At 65.5% G+C, this 22,818-nt stretch carries 24 protein-coding genes and 2 riboswitches; of the genes, 14 read left to right on the top strand and 10 right to left on the bottom strand.

The genetic code is table 11. The features are described 5' to 3' along the window. The first annotated feature begins 2 nt into the window (after nucleotides 1-2). The 11 genes from L284_RS37525 (at nucleotide 3) to L284_RS37475 (ending at nucleotide 10,543) form a co-directional block, all read left to right on the top strand. Entirely contained in the window at nucleotides 3-1,172 is a 1,170-nt protein-coding gene (locus tag L284_RS37525; protein WP_021234511.1) for an NAD(P) transhydrogenase subunit alpha, read from the top strand. 30 nt (nucleotides 1,173-1,202) lie between these two features. Continuing rightward, nucleotides 1,203-1,511 (top strand): NAD(P) transhydrogenase subunit alpha, encoded by a 309-nt coding sequence (locus L284_RS37520; RefSeq protein WP_021234510.1) that lies wholly within the window; start codon nucleotides 1,203-1,205, stop codon nucleotides 1,509-1,511. Next, nucleotides 1,511-2,923, top strand: a complete 1,413-nt coding sequence (locus tag L284_RS37515; RefSeq protein WP_021234509.1) for an NAD(P)(+) transhydrogenase (Re/Si-specific) subunit beta — start codon at nucleotides 1,511-1,513, stop codon at nucleotides 2,921-2,923. The genes L284_RS37520 and L284_RS37515 overlap by 1 nt, the downstream gene beginning before the upstream one ends. A 25-nt stretch (nucleotides 2,924-2,948) precedes the next feature. Then, complete coding sequence (locus L284_RS37510) at nucleotides 2,949-3,266, top strand: hypothetical protein (RefSeq protein WP_021234508.1); 318 nt, start codon at nucleotides 2,949-2,951, stop codon at nucleotides 3,264-3,266. 42 nt (nucleotides 3,267-3,308) lie between these two features. Continuing rightward, complete coding sequence (locus L284_RS37505) at nucleotides 3,309-4,481, top strand: deoxyguanosinetriphosphate triphosphohydrolase (RefSeq protein WP_031342418.1); 1,173 nt, start codon at nucleotides 3,309-3,311, stop codon at nucleotides 4,479-4,481. After that, the gene (locus L284_RS37500) at nucleotides 4,474-5,166 is read left to right on the top strand and encodes an NAD(P)H-binding protein (protein WP_021234506.1); all 693 of its coding nucleotides are present in this window, start codon (nucleotides 4,474-4,476) and stop codon (nucleotides 5,164-5,166) included. Before L284_RS37505 ends, L284_RS37500 begins: the two co-directional genes overlap by 8 nt. Nucleotides 5,167-5,257: 91 nt before the next feature. Beyond that, nucleotides 5,258-5,362, top strand: a riboswitch (glycine riboswitch). A 1-nt stretch (nucleotide 5,363) separates the two neighbouring features. Continuing rightward, a riboswitch (glycine riboswitch) is annotated at nucleotides 5,364-5,483 on the top strand. Nucleotides 5,484-5,571: 88 nt separating this feature from the next. Further along, nucleotides 5,572-6,651 carry a glycine cleavage system aminomethyltransferase GcvT gene (gcvT, locus tag L284_RS37495; protein WP_031342416.1) on the top strand — a complete coding sequence of 360 codons (1,080 nt, stop codon included), beginning with the start codon at nucleotides 5,572-5,574 and terminating at the stop codon, nucleotides 6,649-6,651. A gap of 12 nt (nucleotides 6,652-6,663) precedes the next feature. Next, nucleotides 6,664-7,035: a glycine cleavage system protein GcvH gene (gcvH, locus tag L284_RS37490; RefSeq protein WP_021234504.1), complete on the top strand. Its 372-nt coding sequence runs from the start codon at nucleotides 6,664-6,666 to the stop codon at nucleotides 7,033-7,035. Between the two features lie 30 nt (nucleotides 7,036-7,065). Next, nucleotides 7,066-8,424, top strand: a complete 1,359-nt coding sequence (gene gcvPA / locus L284_RS37485; protein WP_021234503.1) for an aminomethyl-transferring glycine dehydrogenase subunit GcvPA — start codon at nucleotides 7,066-7,068, stop codon at nucleotides 8,422-8,424. After that, complete coding sequence (gcvPB, locus tag L284_RS37480; protein WP_021234502.1) at nucleotides 8,421-10,022, top strand: aminomethyl-transferring glycine dehydrogenase subunit GcvPB; 1,602 nt, start codon at nucleotides 8,421-8,423, stop codon at nucleotides 10,020-10,022. Before gcvPA ends, gcvPB begins: the two co-directional genes overlap by 4 nt. Nucleotides 10,023-10,054: 32 nt before the next feature. Then, nucleotides 10,055-10,543 (top strand): DUF1453 domain-containing protein, encoded by a 489-nt coding sequence (locus tag L284_RS37475; RefSeq protein WP_235054392.1) that lies wholly within the window; start codon nucleotides 10,055-10,057, stop codon nucleotides 10,541-10,543. Nucleotides 10,544-10,629: 86 nt separating this feature from the next. On the opposite strand, the gene L284_RS48415 is transcribed toward L284_RS37475, so the two are convergent. The 3 genes from L284_RS48415 to L284_RS37465 all read right to left on the bottom strand — a co-directional run bounded on the left by L284_RS48415 (nucleotide 10,630) and on the right by L284_RS37465 (nucleotide 12,114). Next, entirely contained in the window at nucleotides 10,630-10,758 is a 129-nt protein-coding gene (locus tag L284_RS48415) for an entericidin A/B family lipoprotein (RefSeq protein ID WP_021234500.1), read from the bottom strand. A 155-nt stretch (nucleotides 10,759-10,913) separates the two neighbouring features. Next, entirely contained in the window at nucleotides 10,914-11,045 is a 132-nt protein-coding gene (locus L284_RS37470; protein WP_021234499.1) for an entericidin A/B family lipoprotein, read from the bottom strand. Between the two features lie 64 nt (nucleotides 11,046-11,109). Further along, nucleotides 11,110-12,114, bottom strand: a complete 1,005-nt coding sequence (locus tag L284_RS37465) for a DMT family transporter (protein WP_021234498.1) — start codon at nucleotides 12,112-12,114, stop codon at nucleotides 11,110-11,112. A gap of 44 nt (nucleotides 12,115-12,158) precedes the next feature. Between L284_RS37465 and L284_RS37460 the strand changes: the two genes are divergently transcribed. Beyond that, nucleotides 12,159-12,365 (top strand): hypothetical protein, encoded by a 207-nt coding sequence (locus L284_RS37460; protein ID WP_021234497.1) that lies wholly within the window; start codon nucleotides 12,159-12,161, stop codon nucleotides 12,363-12,365. 5 nt (nucleotides 12,366-12,370) lie between these two features. Here L284_RS37460 and L284_RS37455 read toward each other — a convergent pair whose 3' ends face one another. Further along, on the bottom strand, nucleotides 12,371-13,855 hold the full coding sequence (locus tag L284_RS37455) for a CpaF family protein (protein ID WP_031342414.1): 1,485 nt from the start codon (nucleotides 13,853-13,855) through the stop codon (nucleotides 12,371-12,373). Nucleotides 13,856-13,981: 126 nt separating this feature from the next. On the opposite strand from L284_RS37455, the gene L284_RS0124360 reads away from it, so the two are divergent. Then, nucleotides 13,982-14,263, top strand: a complete 282-nt coding sequence (locus L284_RS0124360) for an HNH endonuclease (RefSeq protein ID WP_031342413.1) — start codon at nucleotides 13,982-13,984, stop codon at nucleotides 14,261-14,263. Between the two features lie 111 nt (nucleotides 14,264-14,374). On the opposite strand, the gene L284_RS37450 is transcribed toward L284_RS0124360, so the two are convergent. The 5 genes from L284_RS37450 to L284_RS37430 form a co-directional block, all read right to left on the bottom strand. Next, complete coding sequence (locus L284_RS37450) at nucleotides 14,375-14,629, bottom strand: ATP synthase F1 subunit epsilon (protein WP_021234494.1); 255 nt, start codon at nucleotides 14,627-14,629, stop codon at nucleotides 14,375-14,377. Nucleotides 14,630-14,635: 6 nt separating this feature from the next. Next, nucleotides 14,636-16,093 carry a F0F1 ATP synthase subunit beta gene (atpD, locus tag L284_RS37445; protein WP_021234493.1) on the bottom strand — a complete coding sequence of 486 codons (1,458 nt, stop codon included), beginning with the start codon at nucleotides 16,091-16,093 and terminating at the stop codon, nucleotides 14,636-14,638. Between the two features lie 59 nt (nucleotides 16,094-16,152). Beyond that, nucleotides 16,153-17,034 carry a F0F1 ATP synthase subunit gamma gene (locus L284_RS37440; RefSeq protein ID WP_021234492.1) on the bottom strand — a complete coding sequence of 294 codons (882 nt, stop codon included), beginning with the start codon at nucleotides 17,032-17,034 and terminating at the stop codon, nucleotides 16,153-16,155. Nucleotides 17,035-17,161: 127 nt separating this feature from the next. After that, the gene (atpA, locus tag L284_RS37435; protein WP_021234491.1) at nucleotides 17,162-18,691 is read right to left on the bottom strand and encodes a F0F1 ATP synthase subunit alpha; all 1,530 of its coding nucleotides are present in this window, start codon (nucleotides 18,689-18,691) and stop codon (nucleotides 17,162-17,164) included. 13 nt (nucleotides 18,692-18,704) lie between these two features. Then, a complete protein-coding gene (locus tag L284_RS37430; RefSeq protein WP_021234490.1) occupies nucleotides 18,705-19,259 on the bottom strand; it encodes a F0F1 ATP synthase subunit delta in 555 nt (184 codons plus the stop codon). Nucleotides 19,260-19,487: 228 nt separating this feature from the next. On the opposite strand from L284_RS37430, the gene ada reads away from it, so the two are divergent. After that, complete coding sequence (gene ada, locus L284_RS37425) at nucleotides 19,488-20,627, top strand: bifunctional DNA-binding transcriptional regulator/O6-methylguanine-DNA methyltransferase Ada (RefSeq protein WP_081674026.1); 1,140 nt, start codon at nucleotides 19,488-19,490, stop codon at nucleotides 20,625-20,627. 25 nt (nucleotides 20,628-20,652) lie between these two features. Here ada and L284_RS37420 read toward each other — a convergent pair whose 3' ends face one another. Continuing rightward, nucleotides 20,653-22,818 (bottom strand): primosomal protein N', encoded by a 2,166-nt coding sequence (locus tag L284_RS37420; protein ID WP_021234488.1) that lies wholly within the window; start codon nucleotides 22,816-22,818, stop codon nucleotides 20,653-20,655.

Raw genomic sequence — 22,818 nt, 5'->3', positions numbered from 1 at the left:
CTGTGGAGCCAGCCACTGGGCCAGCTGCGCGGCCACCTACCGGGCCAACCAGCCGGATTGCCGTCCTTCGGGAGCGGGCTACCGGTGAAACGCGGGTTTCCGCCACGCCCGAGACGGTCAGGAAACTGATCGCCCTCGGAGCGAGCCTCGCCGTCGAAACGGGTGCGGGGCTGGGCGCGGCCATCAGCGACGGGGAGTATCTCGCCGCCGGTGCCGAGGTCGGTCAGGCGGAGCAGGTCGTTTCCGGAGCGAACATCGTCCTTGGGGTGCAGGGACCTGAACCCGAACGGCTCGGCGGCGTCGCACCGGGGGCCTGGGTCGTCGCGGCGCTCGATCCGTTCGGCCGGCGAGATCGCGTCAGTGCTTATGCTGCGGCCGGGCTGGAAGCCCTGGCCATGGAACTGATGCCGCGGATCACCCGTGCCCAGTCCATGGATATCCTGTCCTCGCAGTCCAACCTCGCCGGCTACAAGGCCGTGCTGGTGGCGGCGAACCTCTATGGCCGGGCTTTTCCGATGATGATGACGGCGGCCGGTACGGTCAGCGCGGCCAAGGCTTTCGTGATGGGTGTAGGCGTGGCGGGGCTTCAGGCCATCGCCACGGCGCGCCGGCTGGGTGCGCAGGTTTCCGCCACCGACGTTCGCTCGGCAACGCGCGAGCAGATCCTTTCGCTTGGAGCCAAGCCGATCTTCGTCGACACGGCCCAAGGCATCGAAGGCGAGGGTTCCGGCGGCTATGCCGGTGAAATCAGCGACGACTACCGGCAGGCGCAGGCCGAACTTGTGTCCGCGCATCTGGCGAAGCAGGACATCGTCATAACCACCGCGCTCATACCTGGCCGACCGGCGCCGCGTTTGATCTCGGACGCGCAGATTGCAGACATGAAGCCCGGCAGCGTGATCTTCGATCTTGCCGCTCCGCAAGGAGGCAATGTCGAAGGCTGCGTGCCCGACCAGGTCGTGGAGCGCCATGGCGTGAAAATCCTCGGCTACGCCAACACGCCTGCACATCTTCCCGCCGAGGCGTCCGCCCTGTTTGCGCGCAACCTGTTCAACTTCGTATCGGCATTCTGGGACAAGGATCAGGGCAAACCCGTTCTCGACGAGGAGATCGGAAACGCAATCCGCCTGACCCAGGGCGGCAAAGTGATTCACGCGCAGCTGCTCGGCTGAAACGGCGCTCAAGAAGAGGAAGAAGACGCCATGGACTTCATCTCGATCCTCTCGATCTTCGTGCTGGCCTGTTTCGTGGGATATTACGTCGTCTGGTCGGTGACGCCGGCACTGCATACGCCGCTCATGGCGGTGACCAACGCAATCTCCTCCGTGATCGTCGTCGGCGCTCTGGTGGCCGCCGCGGCGCAGGGCTCTCCCCTGGCCAAGTGGCTGGGGCTGGGCGCGGTGGTGCTGGCGAGCGTCAATGTCTTCGGCGGCTTTGCCGTCACCGCGCGAATGCTGGCGATGTACCGGAAGAAGGACAAGGCCGCGCCGAAAGCCGGGGTTAAGCGCTGATGGAGGCTCATGTCGTCAACCCATGGGTCGCTGCAGCTTATCTGATCGCCGGGATCTGCTTCATCCTCGCCCTGCGCGGCCTGTCTTCGCCGGCCACCAGCCGGACGGGCAACCGCTATGGCATGATCGGCATGGCCATCGCGGTCGCGACGACACTGGTGACGCATGAGATCGCCAGCCTGCCCGAAATCCTCGTCGCCATCGCGATCGGGGGAGGAATCGGCTTCGCGATCGCCCGGCGCATCCCGATGACGGCGATGCCACAGCTTGTCGCGGCCTTCCACTCGCTGGTCGGACTTGCGGCGGTGCTGGTCGGCATCGCCGCCTACTACAACCCGGCGGCGTTCGGTATTCTCGAACCGGGCGGGCTCGACATCCTCAAGGGCAGCCGGATCGAGATGGGGCTGGGCGTGGCGATCGGCGCAGTGACGTTCTCCGGTTCGGTGATCGCCTTCGCCAAGCTCAACGGCAACATGAGCGGCGCACCGATCCTGCTGCCGGCGCGGCACGTCATCAATCTCGGCGCGCTGCTTGCCATCGTGGTCCTCGTCAGCCTGTTCCACTGGAATACGCCGACGCTGTTCTGGGCGATCGTGCTGCTCAGCTTTGCCATCGGTTTCCTGCTGATCATTCCGATCGGCGGGGCGGACATGCCGGTCGTCGTCTCGATGCTGAACTCCTATTCGGGATGGGCGGCAGCGGCGATGGGCTTCACCCTGCACAACACGGCGATGATCATCACCGGCGCTCTGGTCGGTTCCTCGGGTGCGATCCTCAGCTACATCATGTGCAAGGCGATGAACCGCAGCTTCATTTCGGTGATCGCCGGTGGCTTCGGCGCCGAGGCCGGCGCCGGGGGCGCGGCTGCCGCGACGGATCGGCCCTGGAAGCGCGGCTCGGCGGAAGATGCGGCGTTCCTGATGAAAGAGGCGGAGAACGTCATCATCATCCCCGGCTACGGCATGGCTGTGGCGCAGGCCCAGCACATCGTTCGCGAGATGGCGGACCAGCTCAAGGCGCACGGCGTCGGCGTGAAATACGCCATCCACCCCGTCGCGGGACGCATGCCGGGGCACATGAACGTCCTTCTGGCCGAAGCCAGCGTCCCCTACGACGAGGTCTTCGAACTCGAGGATATCAACGGCGAGTTCGCCCAGTGCGATGTCGCCTTCATCATCGGCGCCAACGACGTGGTCAACCCGGCCGCCAAGACCGACAGGAGTTCCCCGATTTACGGCATGCCCGTGTTCGACGTGGAGAAGGCCAAGACCATCTTCTTCATCAAGCGCTCGATGGGCGGGCAGGGCTATGCCGGGGTCGACAACGATGTGTTCTACATGGACCAGACCATGATGCTCCTTGCCGACGCGAAGAAGATGGTCGAGGATATCGTCAAAGCGCTGGCGGACTGATCGGAGGGCTCTATAGGCCCCCGCAATGCTGCGAACCATCAAGCGAATCCTGCTGTTCATCGCCCTTTTGGCGGCGCTGGCCCTGGGCGTTCACCTCTATGCCGGCTGGCGCGTGCGCACCGCCCTCATAGGCGCGGGCATGTCGGATCGGGTCGCCACCTGCATGTCGAAGCGGCTGGTCAAGCGGCTCGGCCTGCTGCAACTGATCAAGCTGCAGAACCTCGAAGGCGACAAGAAGACGCTCGGCGCCTGGGTGAGGGCGGTGAAGTCCGTGAACGACAGCGAGGTCGTTCTCGTCGCCGCATCTTCGGCGGCCTTGTGCAAGACGGGCCTTGCTCGCTAGTAGGGCGCCGAGAGCAAGCCTGCTTTCGGGAAAGACACCAGCTTGACCCCTGCACCTACCCTGGCTCCTTACGCTTCCGATCCGGCCCGTTCCCGCGGCCGCGAGTTCCCGATGGACACCGGTCTGCCGCGCGGTCAGCGCAGTCCCTACCAGCGTGACCGCGACCGGATCGTGCATTCGATCTCCTTCCGCCGCCTGCGCTACAAGACCCAGGTCTTCATCGCCCCTGACGGCGACCACTACCGCGTGCGCCTGACGCATAGCCTGGAAGTGGCGCAGATCGCCCGCGTGATTGCGCGCATTCTGGGCCTTGACGAGGATCTGGCCGAGGCGCTCGCCCTGGCGCACGATATCGGCCATCCGCCCTTCGGCCATGCCGGTGAGGAAGCGCTGAACGCCGCGCTCCACAAGGCGGGCGGTTTCGACCACAACGCCAATTGCCTGCGCACGCTGATGCGGATCGAAAGCCCCTATTGCGAGCATGACGGGCTGAACCTGACGTGGGAGACGCTCGAAGGCCTGGCCAAGCACAACGGCCCGGTTGCCGACCCTAACTGGGCGCTGGCCGAACTCGACGCGGCCTACGGGCTGGAACTGGGCACTTACGCCTCGCTCGAAGCGCAAGTGGCGGCTTTGTCGGACGATATCGCCTATGACAATCACGACATCGACGACGGCCTGCGCGCAGGCTTTCTCGACCTCGACGAACTGCTGGCCCACCCCTTCATCGTAGCCCGCTGGAGCGAAGTCGAGCGTCGCTATCCGCATGCGCCGCGTGACCGGCAATTGTCCGAACTGATCCGCAGCCAGATCGGCTTCATGGTCAACGACGTGCTGGACGAGACGAAGAAGCGTCTGGTCGGCATCGAGAGCGTCGGTCAGGTGCGGAGCGCGGGGCGGCAACTCGTGGCCTTCTCGCCCGAAGTCGAGGAGGGCGAGCGTCAGTTCAAGCGCTTCATGTATGAGAAGCTCTATTACCACCCCGAACAGCTTGAGACTGCCCGGCGCGCGCGCGCGCTGCTGGCGGAACTCTATTCGGCCTACTCGCAGGAGCCGGTGCTGATGGAGGAAAGCTGGATCGACGGTTTGCCGCGCCATGAGCCGGCCCGCAGCCGTCATATCGCCGACTACATCGCCGGCATGACCGACCGCTATGCGATCTCCTGCCATGCCCAGATCTACGGCAGGACCCCTGAAGGGCTGCGCAATGTCTGACGCGATTGCGGCGGGGCGACGGATCTGCCTCGTCGGTGCCAGCGGTCTGGTCGGCTCGGCGGTGATCGAGGAGAGCATCGGCCGCAGTGACGTGCGCATCATCGGCGTTGCCCGCCGCGAAGTGCTCTTGCCGAAAGGCGCAAGGCTGGACATACTGGTGGGACCCACGACGGAATGGCCCGCCTTGATCGAGGCCGCCCATGCCGACGTGCTGGTCTGCGCACTCGGCACCACCCGCAAGGCGGCGGGGAGCGACGAGGCCTTCCGATCCGTCGATCACGATCTCGTGCTGGAAACCGCCGAGGCGGCGCGGATGGCGGGCATCGACCGCATGATCCTGGTCTCTTCCGTGGGTGCCGATCCCCAAAGCGGCAACCTCTACTCGCGCACCAAGGGCGAGGTGGAGACCGCGCTGGGCCAACTGGGTTTCGCGCGTCTCGACGTCCTGCGGCCGGGCCTGCTGCGCGGCAAGCGCGCCGAGGATCGGCCGCTGGAATGGGCCGGGCAGGTGGTTGCGCCCTTGGCGGACATATTGGTGTTTCACGCAAGACTGCGCCGGTTCCGCTCGATCGCCGCCGTGCGGCTGGCCCAGGTGATACTGGCGCTTGGCGAGCGTCGGACGTCAGGCCGCTTCGTCCATGAGCACGATTCCATGAGCGAGATCCTTCACCAGCGTCACATCTGAGCAAGCCACTCGCCGGCCCGTGGAAATTACGATGCAGCGCGGCATGATGGCGTTGACTTGCACGCGGCGCTCAACCAAGTGAAAAAACATCGCTGACAGCGCGGGAGAGACCCGCCGATTCGCACATGCGGAACGGCAGGCGCCGAAGGAGCAACCGCCCCGGAATCTCTCAGGCAAAAGGGACCGCGCAGCGTCGATAGCGAGACTCTGGAAAGTGTCTCATCTTTCGGGATGAGGCCGCCGACGGTGTAACTTTGGCCTGCCTGCCTTGGGCTTGTCGAGGGAAGCTCTCAGGTTTCCGTGACAGAGGGGGCACCTGGAATGGTGTGCCGAACTGTGCGGAGTCATGTCTTGAGCGAATATCCGATTTCCGATTCCGATCAGGAACCCGAAGAACTGGCCCCGATGCTGCTGCCGCTGGACAGCTGGCACAAGGATCGTGGTGGCCGCATGGTCGAATTCGCCGGCTACATGATGCCTGTCCAGTACGAGGGCATCATGGCCGAGCACCTCTGGACGCGTGAGAACGCGGGCCTGTTCGACGTCAGCCACATGGGCCAGCTCTACATCACAGGCGAGGGTGTGGAGGCAGCTTTGGAAGCCGCTCTGCCGATCGACCTTTCCACGCTGAAGACCCGCTCGGTGCGCTACTCGCTCCTGCTCGACGAAAACGGCGGTATCCTGGACGACCTTATGGTCACGCGCTGGGAAAGCGGCTTCTACCTCGTCGTCAACGGCGCGACCAAGTGGGACGATATCGGTACCCTGCGCGAGTATCTGCCGGACGACATCACGCTCAACCACCTCGATGAAAACGCACTCCTTGCGCTTCAGGGCCCGAAGGCGGCCGAGGCGTTGGAGCGTCATGCACCGGGCGTTTCCGCCCTGACCTTCATGAAGGGCGGTTCCTTCAAGCTGGGCGGCGTCGATGCCTGGATCAGCCGCTCGGGCTATACCGGCGAGGATGGCTTCGAGATCGCCATCCCCGGCGATTCCGCAGCCATGATCGCGGACCTGCTTTGCGGCGAACCGGACGTGAAGCCGATCGGCCTCGGCGCGCGGGACTCGCTGCGTCTCGAAGCCGGCCTGCCGCTATATGGACATGACATGGATCCCGCGCGCGGTCCGGTCGAGGCCGGTCTTGCTTTCGGCGTCAACAAGCGTCGCCGCCTCGAAGGAGGGTTCCCGGGAAGCGAGCGCGTCCAGCGCGACTTCGCAGAAGGCACTGCGCAAAAGCGCATTGGCCTGAAGCTCAACGGGCGTCAGGCCGCGCGCGAGGGTGCCAAGGTTTTCCAAGGTGAACAGGAAGTTGGCGTTGTTACTTCGGGCGGATTCTCACCGTCGCTCCAGCATCCCATTGCCATGGCCTATGTCGACGCAGCCTTCGCCGCGGATGGCACGGCTCTTTCCATCGAACTCAGGGGCAAGAAGCTCGACGCCACGGTCGCAGCCATGCCCTTCGTCCCCAACCGTTATCACCGCTGAGGAGCTTCTCCCATGACCCGTTATTTCTCGCAGGAACACGAGTGGATCGAAATCGAGGGCGACCTCGGCACCGTGGGCATCACCGATTATGCACAGGGCCAGCTTGGCGACATCACTTTCGTCGATCTGCCCGAAGCCGGTGCCACGTTCGGCAAGGGTGACTCGGTCGCCGTAGTCGACTCCGTGAAGGCTGCTTCCGACGTCTACACGCCGGTTTCGGGCACCATCGCCGAAGCCAACGGCGCGCTGACCGACGAGCCGGAACTGGTCAACACCCAGGCCGAAACCGGAGGCTGGCTGTTCCGCATCAGGCTCTCGGACGCTTCGGAGCTGGAAGCGCTGATGGATGAGGCTGCTTACAAGCAGTACGTCGAAAGCCTCTGATTTAAAGATATATTCACGGAGTATCGCCGCTTGCGTTACCTGCCCCTGACTCCCGCCGATCGTGCCGAGATGCTCGGCGTCATCGGTGCCGACACGGTTGACGATCTGTTCGTCGACGTGCCCGCCGAGGCCCGGCTTTCCGGCCCCATCGAGGGGCTGCCCGCCCACGCCAGCGAAATGGCGGTGGAGCGGCACATGTCCGCGCTTGCGGCGAAGAACCTTTCGGCCGGCACCGCGCCGTTCTTCATCGGCGCCGGTGCCTATCGCCATCACGTCCCCGCCTCCGTCGATCACCTGATCCAGCGCGGCGAGTTTCTGACCGCCTACACGCCCTACCAGCCGGAAATCGCGCAGGGCACGCTGCAGGTGCTGTTCGAGTTCCAGACGCAGGTGGCGCGGCTGTTCGGTACCGACATCGCCAACGCCTCGATGTACGACGGTTCGACCGCCTGCTGGGAAGCCATCCTGATGGCCGCGCGCGTGACCCGCAAGGATCGCGCCGTGCTGTCCAGCGGACTGCACCCGCACTACGCCGAAGTGGTGCGCACGATGGCGAAGTTCACCGAGGACGACATCGTTTCGCTGAAGCCCGAACTGGTGGCCGAGGCTGACGATGCGGCGGTGATCGCGGCGATCGACGACAAGACCTCCTGCGTGGTCGTCCAGTATCCGGACGTGATGGGCCGCATTCCTGACCTTGCCGCGATTGCCGATGCCGCCCACGCCAAGGGCGCGCTGCTCGTTGCCGTCGTTACCGAGCCGGTAGCGCTGGGCATGATCGAGGCTCCGGGCGCCCTGGGTGCCGATATCGTCGTGGGCGAAGGCCAGTCGATCGGCGTGGGCCTGCAGTTCGGTGGCCCGTACCTGGGCCTGTTCGGCTGCCGGGAGAAGTTCGTGCGCCAGATGCCGGGCCGCCTATGCGGCCAGACTGTCGACGCCGAAGGCAAGCGCGGCTTTGTGCTCACGCTCTCCACGCGCGAACAGCATATCCGCCGCGAGAAAGCGACCAGCAATATCTGCACGAATTCAGGTCTTTGCGCGCTGGCTTTCAGCATTCACCTGACCCTGCTAGGCGGTGAAGGCCTGGCCCAGCTTGCAGCCGTGAACCACGACAAGGCACAGACCCTGATCGAGCGGCTGGCCAAGGTGCCGGGCGTGACGGTGCTGAACGACGCCTACTTCAACGAGGCGACGCTGGTGCTGCCGCGCGACGCTCGTGAAGTCGTGCGCGAACTGGCCGACCGCAAGGTGCTGGGCGGCGTCTCGCTCGGCCGCCTGTTCCCCGAAGACATCGACCTCCACAATGGCCTGCTGGTGACGGCGACTGAAACCGTGACCGACGAGGATATCGAGACCTTTGCCCGTGAACTTGAAGGAGTGCTGGCATGAACGCGGTAAACGCAAGCGGCTGGCGCCCTCAGATGGGTGAAGCCGGTGAAGGCGCTGGTTTCAAGACCGCCTCGGGCGACTATGGCCTGATGCTGGAAGAAGCGCTCAGCTTTGAACTCGGCTCTTCCGAAAAATGCGGCGTCGATCTCGACAAGCCCAGCCGTCCGGCGGCTGCAGGCCTGTCGAAGTTCCTGCGCAAGTCGGCGCCGGCGCTGCCGGGCCTGACCGAGCCGGAAACCGTGCGCCACTACACCCGCCTGTCGCGCCAGAACTATGCGATCGACCTCGGGCCGTTCCCGCTCGGTTCGTGCACGATGAAGCACAACCCCCGCCTGAATGAGAAGATGGCCCGCCTGCCGGGCTTTGCGGACGTTCACCCGCTCCAGCCGCAGAAGACGGTCGAGGGCGCGCTGGAAGTGATCGAGCAACTGGCTGACTGGCTGATCACGCTGACCGGCATGGCCTCGGTGGCCATGAGCCCCAAGGCCGGCGCCCATGGCGAGCTTTGCGGGTTGCTCTGCATCCGCGCCGCGCTCGACGCGCGCGGCGAGAAGCGCGACGTGGTGCTGGTGCCCGAGAGTGCCCACGGCACCAACCCGGCAACGGCCGCCTTCGCGGGCTTCAAGGTGCAATCGATCCCGGCGACCCCGGAAGGCCGCGTCGATGTCGAGGCGCTCAAGGCCAAGCTGGGCCCGAACGTCGCGGGCGTGATGATCACCAATCCCAACACCTGCGGCCTGTTCGAGCCAGAGATGAAGGCGATCGGCGACGCGGTTCACGCAGCCGGCGGCTACGTCTATTGCGACGGCGCGAACTTCAACGCCATCGTCGGCAAAGTGCGCCCCGGCGACCTCGGCGTCGATGCCATGCACATCAACCTGCACAAGACCTTCTCCACCCCGCACGGTGGTGGCGGCCCCGGTGCCGGTCCGGTCGTGCTGTCCGAAGCGCTGGCGCCTTTCGCGCCGCTGCCCTTCGTCAGCCGCGGTGACGACGGCCGCGTGCACCTCGTCGAAGAGGAAAACGCGGGCGAGGGTCACGCACAGGCATTCGGCCGCATGGTCGCCTTCCACGGCCAGATGGGTATGTTCACCCGCGCGCTGACCTACATTCTCAGCCACGGCGCCGACGGTCTGCGCCAGGTCGCCGAGGACGCGGTGCTCAATGCCAACTACGTCCTGCGTTCCTGCGAGGACCTGCTGCCGGCACCCTTCGCCAAGAGCGGCCCGTGCATGCACGAGGCGCTGTTCAGCGATGCGGGGCTGGCCGAGGGCTTCTCCACGCTGGACATCGCCAAGGGCCTGATCGACGAGGGCTTCCACCCGATGACGGTCTACTTCCCGCTGGTGGTGAAGGGGGCGATGCTGGTCGAGCCGACCGAGACCGAGAGCAAGGCCGGTCTCGACCGCTTCATCGGTTCGCTGCGCAGCCTTGCCCAGCGCGCAAAGGATGGCGACCAAAGCCTCCACAGCGCGCCGCACTTCGCGCCGCGTCGTCGCCTTGACGAAACGCTCGCCGCCCGCAAGCCGGTGCTCGTGTGGCAGGGAACGCCCGGCGAGCCGGCCACCCCGTCGCTGAGCGAATTCGGCGGTAGCTGAGCCATATGGGGGGAGGCGGATCCGGGGCCTGGTTGCCGCTGCTGATATTCGCTGGGGTGATGGCCTGGCGGTTCCGCAGCCTTGAGAAGGCCAGGCTGCTCCGTCTCCCCCTGCTTTGGATTGCGCCGGCGATCGTCACGGCGGCGGTAAGCGTGGCGCTCTACGGCATGCCGCCGAGCCTCCTCGGGTGGGCGGCGCTTGCAGCCGGCTTAGCCATCGGTGGCGGCATCGGCATGCAGCGCTCCCGCCTGATGCGGCTTCATGTCGAGGGGGAGGGCGACGAAGCGCGGGTGATGATGCGCCAGTCGCCTCTCGCGCTGCTGCTGCTTCTGGCCGTCTTTGCAGCGCGGCGCATGATCCTTCCGGGCGGCATGACAGTGGGCGCTGGCCACCCCGCTGCAAACGCGCAGATCATGACCGATGCCATGCTGGGTTTCGTGCTGGGCATGGTGCTGGTGAGCCGGCTGATCCTCTGGCAGAGGGCGCGCGCCATGGTGGCGGCGCATATCACCGACAGTTGAAGCCGGATCTCGTTAGCTTGAAATGCGTGCGGCGCGAAACGGGAATTCCGCTTCGCGCCGCATTGGCATAGGCTGGTCGCAGCCTGTCAGGTCGCGCGATCCACCGAATTCGCGACGGACTCGATATCCTGGCCGACACCGCGCACGGTGTTGCAGGCCGCTGCTCCGACCACGAGGCTCGAGACGGCCAGCGCCAGAACCGCTTTCCTGATCATGACTGCTTTACCCTTCCAACGACGGCGCCCGGGATGAGCGCCTCCACGCGTCGCTAATCCATGCGAAAATCGAGGGGAAGGGGGCTGCGATCACGACTTGCCATACCGACGCAGCGTCATGCCGCATCGGTATGGATAAAGCGATCGCTTTCAAGTCACTTGATGGCGTCTTCTCCGGCCTGACCGACCGACTGGACGTCCTTGCCGGCACCCTTCACGGTATTGCAGGCCGATGCCGAAACGACGATGCTGCCAGCCACCAGGGCGAGAACGAGTTTCTTGACCATTGCTTGAATTCCTTATCCTGCTGGATCCCGGCATTGCGCGGGGAGCGAAGGGAGCAACTCGCATTCAGGCGCCCGGTTCCCGCGTCATCTTCGGTGTGGTGACGAGGCTCTCCTCGGCGGCACTTTCGTCGAGCGCGGAGGTGGGGGAGATCCGCTTGGACAAGTGATGCTCGCGCCAGGTGATGATGAGCCCGGCAGCGATGATGAGGGGCGCGCCGAGCCATGTCGAGGCCTCCGGAAGGTGCCCGAAGATCGTGTATCCATAGACCGTTGCCCAGATCAGCGCAGTATAGTCCATGACAACTACCGTGGCGACGGCGCCGTGGCGCAGGGCGGCAGTGATGAGCAGTTGGGCGAGGGTTCCGGCCAGGCCCACGGCGACGAGCAGCAGCCAGACCTGCGCCTCGTGCGGGCGGCCGAATAGCGGTAGCAGGACGGCGGCCAGCAGCGAGCCGAAGAAGGCGAACCAGAACACGCAGGCGATCGGCGCCTCGGTTCGGGCGAGATCGCGTATCTGGAAGCTCACGATGGCCACCACCACGCCCGCGCCGAGGCCGGCGGCGAGACCGATCGGCGGCAGGCTGCCGATCCCCCCGTGGAGCAGATCGGCAGGCTGGGTGATGACGAGCACGCCGACGAAGCCGAGGCCGACCGCCAGCCAGCGCCACGGACCCACACGATCTCGCAGGATCAGGGCGGTGATCAAGACCGCGAACAAGGGGGCCGTGAAGCCCAGCGTCGTGCCTACCGACAGAGGCAGCAGCATCGCTGCGGTGACGTTGCAGACGAGGCCGAGTGTGCCGGCCAGGGCCCTGAAGGCATGGGAGGGCACTCTGCGCGTCTTGAGGAGGCCGATGCGGCCGGTTGCAAGCAGCCATCCGGCGATCAGCGGCACGGCCATCGCCTGGCGCCAGAACACCATCTCCGGCGCCGATACGCCGCGCTCTCCGGCCAGCTTGACCAGCATGAACATCGTCGAGAGCATCACCATCGCCATCAGCCGCAGGGTGATGGCGAGCAGGGGGCGATCGGGATGGGATCGGGCGCCGGAAGTTTCGCGGGTGCTCACCTGGCGGGCTTTAACTTCGCCGCCGAACGAGGCAAGGGCGCTCTATGAACGACTCCGACAAGATCATGGCCGTGATCGGCGGCATCGCAGTGGCGCTGGCTGTCATAGCCTGGCTGGGCGATCGCCGCAGGATGAAGCGCCGCGATCTCGACCGCGTGGGGTTCATGCCGTGGACTTCGGTATTCTTTTTCGCACTGATGGCGGCGGTGCTCCTGCTCGGCGTGGTCGGCAAGGACCTGTTCCGGAGTTAGCCCCCTTACAGGCAGGCTTCGAGGTAGGCCTGGTCGAAGCCGAACTGGCGCGCCTTTTCCAGCGTATAAGGGCGTAGGCCGGAGCTGCGGAACTCGCCGATGATCTTGCCGTCGTCGCTCTCGTCCAGGTATTCGAACTTGAAGAGTTCCTGGGTGACGATCACGTCGCCTTCCATGCCGATCACTTCGGTGATGTTGGTAGTGCGGCGCGAACCGTCGCGCAGGCGTTTCACCTGCACGATGAGGTCCACCGATTCCGCGATCTGGCGGCTGATCGCTTCCTTGGGGATCTTGATGTCGCCCATCAGGATCATGTTCTCCATTCGGCCGAGGCACTCCCGCGGGCTATTGGCATGGAGCGTGCACATCGAGCCGTCGTGGCCCGTGTTCATCGCGGCGAGCAGGTCGAAGCACTCGGCGCCGCGGATTTCGCCCAGGATGATCCGGTCGGGGCGCATGCGCAGGGCGTTCTTTACGAGATCGCCGATGGTGATCGCGCCCTGACCCTCAAGATTGGGCGGCCGGGTTTCGAGCGGCAGCCAGTGTGGCTGCTGGAGCCGCAGTTCGGCGGCATCCTCGATCGTCAGCACGCGCTCGCCCGGGTCGATCATCTTCGACAGCGCGTTGAGCATGGTCGTCTTGCCCGAACCGGTGCCGCCCGAGATGACGATGTTCATGCGGCAGGCGCCGGCGATCTTGAGGGCGGTCGCCATCTTGTCGCTCATCGAACCGAAGTCCTTGAGCATGTCGATGGTGATCGGCTTCTCGGAGAACTTGCGGATGGAGATGGCGGTGCCGCGCAGCGAGAGCGGCGGCACGATCACGTTGACGCGGCTGCCGTCCTTGAGGCGGGCGTCGGCCAGCGGGGTGGTCTGGTCGACGCGGCGACCGACCTGGTTGACGATGCGCTGGGCGATCTGGAACAGGTGCTGCTCGTCGCGGAACTTGGTCGGCGCGAGCTGCAGTTTGCCCTTCTTTTCGATGTAGGTCTGGTTCGGACCGTTGACCATGATGTCCGAGACATCCGGGTCGTTCAGCAGCTCCTCCAGCGGTCCGAAGCCCAGCAGTTCGTCGATCAGCACTTTCTCCAGCGCGAACTGCTCGCGCCGGTTGAAGGTGATCTTCAGCTCGGCTAGGACTTCCATGATGATCGGGCGGAATTCCTCGGACAGTTCGTCCTTGGTCAGGGTGGCGGCGGCTTCGGGATCGACGCGTTCCAGCAGGCGGGGAAGGACCTGCTCCTTGATCTTGTGAATCGAGGCTTCGAAGCTGCTCTGCTCCGACTGACCGTCGTGCACGGCATTGGCGCGGTCCGCGAGGCGGGAGAGGGCATCTTCGCGCGAATTCTGTGGAGCCGCGCGATCGACGGCGGGAGCGCCGGGAGCGGCAGGCGCGTCCGCGCCCATCTTGAGCGGCTTGGCCACGCCGAAAGCGGGCCGGGCGCCCTGGCCGAGCCCGCCCATGCCGCTGCGTCGCCCGAATGCAGTCATCTTGCCATCAACCCTTTCAGCGCCCGGTCGTTATGCCTTGGCGATGCGCCCGTGATGCGCGCAGATTTAAGGTTGAAACTTTGATAACTTACTAATGGGCACGAGCCAGGTAGAGAGCGACAGCGAGTGACGGAGAGTGACGCGAAGACGTGCTGGCTCTGCGCCAGGCCGCTCGGACGCAAAGTGGAGTGGCACCATCCGGTGCCGAAAAGCCGGGGCGGACGCGAAGTCGTTCCGCTTCATCCGATCTGCCACCGCACGATCCATGCGAGCTTCACCAACGCCGAACTGGCGCGCATGCCTGCGGCCGCGCGCGCCTTGTTGGAAAAGGAGGAAATCCGCCGCTTCGTTCGCTGGGTGGCGAGCAAGCCGCCCGATTTCCACGCGCCGACTGCACGGCGAAAGTGACCCAGAGGCAAGAGAAGGGTGCAAACGAAAAGGGCGCCGCCGGCTTTCCCGGCGACGCCCTTTCGAACGCGGCTCGCGTTTAGATCAGGCCCCGTGCTCGGATGAGCACGTTCAGCCGACGTGCTCGGCGAGCACGGTCAGGCCCTTGTCGCCCACTTCGGCGAAGCCGCCGGTGATGCGGATCTCTTCCGGTGCGGCGCCGTCGGTCCTGTAGACCTTGAGCGCGCCGTCGGCGATCGTCGACATGAAGGGCGCATGGCCCTCCAGCACGCCGAACTCGCCCTCGGTGCCGGGGACGACCACCATGTGGACGTCTTCCGAGCGGACGAGCTTGGCCGGCGTGACGAGTTCGAAGTGCAGAGCCATGATCGATTACGCCTCTTCGGCCAGCTTCTTGGCCTTTTCGACCGCCTCGTCGATGCCGCCGACCATGTAGAAGGCAGCTTCGGGAAGGTGGTCGTACTCGCCTTCGACGACGGCCTTGAACGACTTCACGGTGTCTTCGAGCTGGACGAACTTGCCCGAGATGCCGGTGAAGACTTCCGCGACGTGGAACGGCTGCGACAAGAACTTCTGGATCTTGCGGGCGCGGGCGACGGTGAGCTTATCTTCTTCCGAAAGCTCGTCCATGCCCAGGATCGCGATGATGTCCTGAAGCGACTTGTACTTCTGCAGGGTTTCCTGAACCTTGCGGGCGGTCTCGTAGTGCTCGGCACCGACGACGCGGGGCTCGAGAACGCGCGAGGTCGAGTCGAGCGGGTCGACGGCCGGGTAGATGCCCAGTTCCGAGATGGCGCGGTTCAGCGTGGTCGTTGCGTCCAGGTGGGCGAACGAGGCGGCCGGCGCCGGGTCGGTAAGGTCGTCTGCGGGGACGTAGATTGCCTGGACCGAGGTGATCGAACCCTTGGTGGTCGAGGTGATGCGTTCCTGCAGCGCGCCCATGTCGGTGGCGAGGGTCGGCTGATAACCCACGGCCGAGGGAATACGGCCGAGCAGAGCCGACACTTCCGCACCCGCCTGGGTGAAGCGGAAGATGTTGTCGACGAAGAACAGAACGTCCTGGCCTTCCTGGTCGCGGAAGTACTCGGCCATGGTCAGGCCCGAGAGAGCGACGCGAGCGCGGGCGCCCGGCGGTTCGTTCATCTGGCCGAACACGAGAGCAACCTTCGAACCTTCCGACGTGGCGTTGCCTTCGGCGTCCTTGGCGATAACGCCAGCGTCGAGGAACTCGTGGTAGAGGTCGTTGCCTTCACGGGTGCGTTCACCGACGCCCGCGAAGACCGAGACGCCGCCGTGGCCCTTGGCGATGTTATTGATCAGTTCCTGGATGAGAACCGTCTTGCCCACGCCGGCGCCGCCGAACAGGCCGATCTTGCCGCCCTTGGCGTAAGGGGCGAGCAGGTCGATGACCTTGATGCCGGTGACCAAGATCGAGGCTTCGGTCGACTGGTCGATGAAGGCCGGGGCTTCGGCGTGGATCGGGGCGAACATGTCCGAACCCACCGGGCCACGCTCGTCGATCGGATCGCCGACGACGTTCATGATACGGCCGAGGGTCTTCGGGCCGACGGGGACCGAGATCTGCTTGCCGGTGTTGGCGACGGGCTGGCCGCGGGTCAGGCCGTCGGTGCCGTCCATGGCAATGGTGCGGACGGTGTTCTCGCCGAGGTGCTGCGCGACTTCGAGAACCAGCTTCTGGCCGTTGTTCTCGGTCTCGAGGGCGGTGAGGATCGCCGGCAGTTCACCTTCGAAGGTGACGTCGACGACAGCGCCGATGATCTGGCTGATCTTGCCAGTGGCGGTCAGGTTTAGCACGGGTGCGGTGGCCATTTTGGTTTCCTTGCCTGCGGTTACTTACAGCGCTTCCGCGCCAGCTGCTTCCGGTGTTGCTACAGCGCTTCCGCGCCAGCAATGATTTCAACGAGTTCAGTCGTGATCGCGGCCTGGCGGCTGCGGTTGTACTGGATGGTCAGCTTCTTGATCAGGTCGCCCGCGTTCCGCGTCGCGTTGTCCATCGCGGTCATCGACGCACCCTGTTCGGAGGCGGCGTTTTCCAGAAGGGCACCGAAGAGCTGCGTGCGCAGATAGCGCGGCAGCAGCGCAGCGAGGATCTCTTCCTCTTCCGGCTCGTACTCGGTCACCGCGTCGGCACCGGCGGTGGCGGCGACCGCCTTGGGCGCCGGGACGGGGATGATCTGCTGGTCGGTCGGTTCCTGCACCAGGGCCGAACGGAACTTCGAGTAGAACAGATGCGCCACGTCGAACTTGCCGGCCTCGTAGAGCGCGACGAGTTCGTTGGCGATGCGTTCGGCCTCGTCGAAGCCCGGGTCACGCACGTCCGTGGTGTCGAAGAGATGCGCGATCTGCTTCGGGAACTCGCGGCGCAGGGGCGCGCGGCCCTTGCGACCGACCAGGTAGAACAGGACGGTCTTGCCCTGTGCTTCCAGTTCCTTCGCCTTGATGCGCGCGGCCTTGACGATGTTCGAGTTGAACGCGCCGGCCAGGCCCTTGTCCGAGTTCATCACGACGAGGAGATGAACCTTGTCGCTGCCGGTGCCGGCGAGCAGCTTGGGGCTGTTTTCGCTGACCGTGATCTTGCCCGCAAGCGAGCCCATCACTTCGGCGAGGCGGGCGGCGTAGGGACGCGCGGACTCCGCGGCGGCCTGCGCCTTGCGCAGCTTGGCCGCGGCGACCATCTGCTTGGCCTTGGTGATCTTCTGGGTCGACTTGACCGAGTTGATGCGGCCTTTGAGTTCCTTGAGCGAAGCCACTCGTTGTTCCTCGTTTCGTCTTCCCGGACCTGGTCCGGGATCGGTGGCGGTCTTTAGGCGGGGCCTTTTCGAAAGGCTGCTTCAAGACCGCCTGCGATCCCGGCTTTCGCCGGGATGACGGTTTCTCTTAAGCGAACTGCTTGGCGAAGGCGTCGAGCGCAGCCTTGGTCTTCGCCTTGGCGTCGTTCCCGAAATCCTTCGTCGTGCGGATCAGTTCGAGGACGTCGGCATGCTGTTCGTGCATGAAGTCGAGCATTTCGGCTTCGTACTCGGTGACCTTCGCGACCGGCAGGTTGTCGAGGTAGCCGTTGGTGCCGGCGAAGATCGACACGGTCTGCTCTTCGAACTTCAGCGGCGAGAACTGCTTCTGCTTGAGCAGCTCAGTCAGGCGCGCACCGCGGTTGAGGAGCTTCTGGGTCGAGGCGTCGAGGTCCGAACCGAACTGGGCGAAGGCTGCCATTTCGCGGTACTGCGCCAGCTCCAGCTTGATCGAGCCGGCAACCTTCTTCATCGCCTTGGTCTGGGCCGAGCCGCCGACGCGCGACACCGACAGACCCACGTTGATGGCCGGACGGATGCCCTGGTAGAACAGGCCGGTTTCAAGGAAGATCTGGCCGTCGGTGATCGAGATCACGTTCGTTGGGATGTAGGCCGAAACGTCGCCGGCCTGGGTTTCGATGATCGGCAGGGCGGTCAGCGAGCCGGCGCCGTTCTCGTCGTTCAGCTTGGCAGCGCGTTCCAGCAGGCGGCTGTGGAGATAGAACACGTCGCCGGGGTAGGCTTCGCGGCCCGGCGGACGACGCAGCAGCAGCGACATCTGGCGATAGGCCACGGCCTGCTTGGAAAGGTCGTCGTAGACGATCACGGCATGCATGCCGTTGTCGCGGAAGAATTCGCCGATGGCGGCGCCGGTGTAGGGCGCGAGGTACTGCAGCGGGGCCGGTTCCGAAGCGGTGGCGGCGATGACGATGGAATATTCCATCGCGCCGTTCTCTTCGAGCTGGCGCACGATCTGCGCGACGGTCGAGCGCTTCTGGCCGACGGCGACGTAGATGCAGTAGAGCTTCTTGCTCTCGTCGTCGCCTGCGTTCGCTTCCTTCTGGTTGATGAAGGTATCGATGGCGACAGCGGTCTTGCCGGTCTGGCGGTCACCGATGATCAGTTCGCGCTGGCCGCGGCCGACGGGAACCAGGGCGTCGATCGCCTTGAGGCCGGTCTGCACGGGTTCGTGCACCGACTTGCGCGGGATGATGCCGGGCGCCTTGGCTTCGACGCGGGCGCGGGTTTCGGTGACGATCGGGCCCTTGCCGTCGATAGGGTTGCCGAGGGCGTCCACCACGCGGCCGAGCAGGCCCTTGCCGACGGGAACGTCGACGATGGTGTTGGTGCGCTTGACGCTGTCGCCCTCGCGGATTTCGGCGTCCGAGCCGAAGATCACGACGCCGACGTTGTCGGCTTCGAGGTTGAGCGCCATGCCCTGAACGCCGTTGGCGAACTCGACCATTTCACCGGCCTGAACCTTGTCGAGGCCGTGGATGCGGGCGATGCCGTCACCGACCGACAGAACCGAGCCGACTTCGGAAACCTGGGCTTCGGTGCCGAAGCTGGCGATCTGGTCCTTGATGACCTTCGAGATTTCTGCTGCGCGGATATCCATTGTTCTGCCTTTCTTAGCCCTTCATGGCCTGGGCGAGCGAATTGAGACGAGTGCGGATCGAGCTGTCGATACGCTTGGACCCGATTGTGACGACGAGGCCACCGAGCAGGTCGGGATCGACGCTGGTCCTGACCTTGACCTTGCGACCCTCGCGCAGTTCCAGCTTCTGGCGCAGTTCCTCGACCTGCTGGTCGGTCAGCGCGTGAGCCGAAGTGACCTCGGCGGTCGATTCCCCGCGCTGGGCGGCGGCGATCGAGGCGAAGGCGCGGATGATGTCGGGCAGGGCGAAGAGCCGGCGGTTGGCCGCGAGCACGCCCAGGAAGTTCTTGGTGAGCGGCGCAAGGCCGAGCACGTCGGCAACGGCTTCGATGGCCTTGCCGGCAGCCGTGCGGCTGACTTCGGGGTTGCGAATCAGCTCGTCCAGATCGCCGCTTTCGCGAATGGCGAGGCCGATCTTCTCGAGGTCGGATTCGACCGTCGTTACGGTGCCGTTCTCGCTGGCAAGATCAAACAGCGCCGAAGCGTAGCGTCCTTGCAAGCTGGCCTTGATGCCGCCGGAATTCTCCACGCGTGTCCTATCCTTACATCGGGTGGGCTGGGACACTTTGGGGCGCACGACAATGACGTGCCCCCCGGCCCGCAGACGGGGCGCGCATAGCGACGATAGTGTTACTATGCAAGCTGCGGGAGACGGCCTGGGGACAATGCTCGGGAAAGCGCTTTAAAAGCAAGGGGCGGGAAGTATCGCTCAGGCGGCTGTTGCAGGGTCATGACAAAGGATGAAGCGGAGTTTGCCATGACCTATCGAATCAGCGATGTCTCGCAAGTCCTGCCCACCGCCGATGCGATATGCGGCGGGCAGGTTCGGAACAGGCCTCAGTACGACCAGGAGAGATGCAGTGTGGATGTGACCGACGTCACCGATGATCGGGCCTGGCAGGCCGTCAAGGCGCGCGACCGGACTTTCGACGGGCGGTTCGTGACGGGGGTGCTCACCACGGGCATTTATTGCCGTCCGTCCTGCGCGGCGCGGCATCCTCGGCGGGAGAACGTGCGCTTCTTCGCGGATGTCGGGGCGGCCGAGCGGTTCGGGCTGCGAGCCTGCCTGCGCTGCCGGCCCGGCGACGTTTCGCGCGACGAGGAAGCCGTCGCCGCCGCCTTGCGGATGCTGGACCCGGACGCGGAAAGAGTTCCCGGTCTTGCGGTGCTGGCTGAGGCGGTGGGCTATAGTCCGACGCATTTTCAGCGGGTGTTCAAGCGCTCTGTCGGGTTGTCGCCTTCGGAATACCTGCGGGCCAGGCGGGTCGCTAGGGCAGGCGATGCCATGAGCGACGGCGCCAGCGTAACCAAGGCGATCTACGAGGCCGGGTTCGGCGCCAGTTCGCGGTTCTACGCGGCCAGCGAAGGCAGATTGGGGATGACGCCTTCCGCCTGGCGGGACGGCGGGCGCGGAGTGACCATCCACTGGGCCGTCGTGCCGACCAGTCTCGGGCGAATGCTGGTGGCGGCGACGGAGAAGGGCGTTTGCCGTCTCTCGTTCGAGGAAGGACACGAGGAACTGGCGGCTCGCTTCCCCAGAGCCGAATTGATCGAGGGCGGGGAGGCGTTCGAGAGGCTGCTGCAAAGCGTGGTGGCGGCGGTCGAGCAGCCGGGGCGGTCGCGGGCGATCCCCCTGGATGTACAGGGTACGGCCTTTCAGGAAGCGGTCTGGCGCGAGTTACAGCGTATTCCTGCCGGTGAGACGCGAACTTACGCGCAGATCGCGGCCGCCGTGGGCAAGCCCGGCGCCGTGCGCGCGGCGGGATCGGCGAACGGCGCGAACAATGTGGCGGTGCTGATCCCCTGTCACCGCGTGATCCGCACGGATGGCTCGATCGGCGGCTATGCCTATGGCGAGGCTATCAAGCGGGAACTGTTGAAGCGGGAGAGGGGGTGATCGACGCTCCGGGACGACGTGAGGCTCACACGAAAGAATAGGGATCGATGTCGATGTTCACCCGCACCCCGCGCGGGAACTGAAGCGGCTCCAGCCAATCCCGCAAAGTCTTCTGCAATTCGGCCGAACGCCGCGCGTTGATCAGCAGCCGGAACCGGTGCCTGCCGCGCAGCAGCGAGAGCGGGGCGGGGGCAGGGCCGAGCACGAGCATGTCGGGATGGTTGGGCGCAGTGCCGCCGATGGCGCGGGCGGCGGCTTTCGCTTCCGACTGATCCTCCGACGAGACGATGATCGCCGCCCAGCGGCCGAATGGGGGGGCGTTGGCATCGCGCCGTGCCTCGATCTCGGCGGCGTAGAAGGCGTCACGGTCCCCCGCGGCCAGCGCCGAGATCACCGAGGCTTCCGGATGGCGCGTCTGGATCAGCACTTCACCCGGCTTCTCCCCGCGACCCGCGCGTCCGGCGACCTGGGCGACCTGCTGGTAGGTCCGCTCCGCCGCGCGCAAATCCCCGCCTTCGAGGCCGAGATCGGCATCGACCACGCCCACGAGCGTCAGATCGGGGAAGTGATAGCCCTTCGTGACGAGCTGGGTGCCGACGATCACGTCGATCGCCTTGCCCTCGGCCTTGGCGACGAATTCGCCGACTGCCTCGGCCGTATTCATGGTGTCCGAAGTGACCAGCGCCACGCGCGCCTCGGGCAGGACTTCGGCCACTTCGTCGGCGATGCGCTCCACGCCCGGTCCGCAGGCGACGAGGCAGTCCCCGGTGCCGCATTCAGGGCACGCATCGGGCACCGGCACTTCATGGCCGCAGTGATGGCAGGCAAGGCGCTGAGAGAAGCGGTGCTCCACCAGCCAGGCGGTGCAGTGGGGGCACTGGAAGCGGTATCCGCATTGGCGGCAGAGCGTCAGCGGCGCGTAGCCCCGGCGGTTGAGGAACAGCAGCGACTGTTCGCCGCGCGCCAGCCGCGCCTTCATTTCCTCGACAAGGCGAGGGGCGAGCCATTTGCCGCGTTCCGGCGGTTCCTGGCGCAAGTCGAGGATCTGGATGTCGGGAAGCTGCGCGCCGCCAAAGCGCGCGGGCAGGTCGATCTTGCGATAGACACCGGCCTCGGCAAGCTGCATCGATTCGAGCGCCGGCGTGGCGCTGGCGAGCACCACCGGGATCGCTTCGAACTTGGCGCGCATCACCGCCACGTCGCGGGCGTTGTAGCGTACGCCGTCGTCCTGCTTGAAAGAGACTTCGTGTGCCTCGTCGACGACGATCAGGCCCAGCTCGGCATAAGGCAGGAACAGTGCCGATCGCGCGCCGACGACGACTTGCGCCTCGCCCGCCACGATCGCGCGCCAGGCCCGACGCCGCTCGCTGGACTTGAGCGAGGAATGCCAGAGGATCGGCGGCACGCCGAAGCGATGCTCGAAGCGGCGCAGGAAGTTCTCGGTGAGCGCGATCTCGGGAAGGAGGACGAGAACCTGACGGCCCAGGCGCAACGCTTCCGCCACGGCTTCGAAGTAGGTCTCGGTCTTGCCCGAGCCGGTCACGCCGTCGAGCAGGAAAGGCGCGAACTTGCGGTCGTTCACGGCTTCCACGAAGATGTCTGCCGCCGCCTGCTGCCCTTCCGAGAGGGTGGGCTCGGCATGTTCGGGGCGGGCAGGGGGATAGCGGCGATCGAGGTCCACCACGACCGGTTCCAGCAGCCCGGCGCCGACCATGCCGCGCAGCACGCCTTCGGAAACGGAGGCCCGGTCCGCCAGTTCCTTGATTGAGGCCTGCTCGCCTTGGAGCGCATCGAGCGCGGCCGCGCGCTGCGGGGTGAGGCGCGCGGGTTCCTGGCCGGTCAGGCGGTATTCGGTGGTCGTGCCGCCGCCCCGCAGCGCGGCCATGCTGCCGAGCGCCATGCGCGCCACCGAGGATAGGGAGGTGCAGTAGTAGTCGGCGGTCCATTCGATCAGGCGGCGCAGGCGCTCGGGCAATGGCGGGACCGGAAGCACTTCCAGCAGTGGGCGCAGCTTGGACTCGGGCACGTCCTGCGCGCTCAGGCGATCGGGTTCCCAGACGATGCCCAGTACTTGCCGGGGGCCGAGCGGGGCAATCACAACGGATCCGAATTCTATCGCCATGCCCTCGGGGACGCGGTAGTCGAGGACGCCAAGTGCAGCGTTGAAGACGAGGATTCGGACGCGTTTCAT

It is taken from the genome of Novosphingobium lindaniclasticum LE124, from assembly GCF_000445125.1.
Classification (GTDB): Bacteria; Pseudomonadota; Alphaproteobacteria; order Sphingomonadales; family Sphingomonadaceae; genus Novosphingobium; species Novosphingobium lindaniclasticum.
Note: the sequence above shows the minus strand (reverse complement) of the source record. Positions and strands in the feature narration are given on the sequence as shown.

What these genes read in the sequence shown, in the direction of transcription:
- L284_RS37520 (WP_021234510.1), top strand. Translation starts at nt 1,203, where the DNA reads ATGGACTTCATCTCGATCCTCTCGATCTTCGTGCTGGCCTGTTTCGTG.
- L284_RS37515 (WP_021234509.1), top strand. Translation starts at nt 1,511, where the DNA reads ATGGAGGCTCATGTCGTCAACCCATGGGTCGCTGCAGCTTATCTGATC.
- L284_RS37510 (WP_021234508.1), top strand. Translation starts at nt 2,949, where the DNA reads ATGCTGCGAACCATCAAGCGAATCCTGCTGTTCATCGCCCTTTTGGCG.
- L284_RS37500 (WP_021234506.1), top strand. Translation starts at nt 4,474, where the DNA reads ATGTCTGACGCGATTGCGGCGGGGCGACGGATCTGCCTCGTCGGTGCC.
- gcvT (WP_031342416.1), top strand. Translation starts at nt 5,572, where the DNA reads ATGCTGCTGCCGCTGGACAGCTGGCACAAGGATCGTGGTGGCCGCATG.
- gcvH (WP_021234504.1), top strand. Translation starts at nt 6,664, where the DNA reads ATGACCCGTTATTTCTCGCAGGAACACGAGTGGATCGAAATCGAGGGC.
- gcvPB (WP_021234502.1), top strand. Translation starts at nt 8,421, where the DNA reads ATGAACGCGGTAAACGCAAGCGGCTGGCGCCCTCAGATGGGTGAAGCC.
- L284_RS48415 (WP_021234500.1), bottom strand. Translation starts at nt 10,758, where the DNA reads ATGATCAGGAAAGCGGTTCTGGCGCTGGCCGTCTCGAGCCTCGTGGTC.
- L284_RS37470 (WP_021234499.1), bottom strand. Translation starts at nt 11,045, where the DNA reads ATGGTCAAGAAACTCGTTCTCGCCCTGGTGGCTGGCAGCATCGTCGTT.
- L284_RS37460 (WP_021234497.1), top strand. Translation starts at nt 12,159, where the DNA reads ATGAACGACTCCGACAAGATCATGGCCGTGATCGGCGGCATCGCAGTG.
- L284_RS37455 (WP_031342414.1), bottom strand. Translation starts at nt 13,855, where the DNA reads ATGACTGCATTCGGGCGACGCAGCGGCATGGGCGGGCTCGGCCAGGGC.
- L284_RS37450 (WP_021234494.1), bottom strand. Translation starts at nt 14,629, where the DNA reads ATGGCTCTGCACTTCGAACTCGTCACGCCGGCCAAGCTCGTCCGCTCG.
- atpD (WP_021234493.1), bottom strand. Translation starts at nt 16,093, where the DNA reads ATGGCCACCGCACCCGTGCTAAACCTGACCGCCACTGGCAAGATCAGC.
- atpA (WP_021234491.1), bottom strand. Translation starts at nt 18,691, where the DNA reads ATGGATATCCGCGCAGCAGAAATCTCGAAGGTCATCAAGGACCAGATC.
- ada (WP_081674026.1), top strand. Translation starts at nt 19,488, where the DNA reads ATGACCTATCGAATCAGCGATGTCTCGCAAGTCCTGCCCACCGCCGAT.
- L284_RS37420 (WP_021234488.1), bottom strand. Translation starts at nt 22,818, where the DNA reads ATGAAACGCGTCCGAATCCTCGTCTTCAACGCTGCACTTGGCGTCCTC.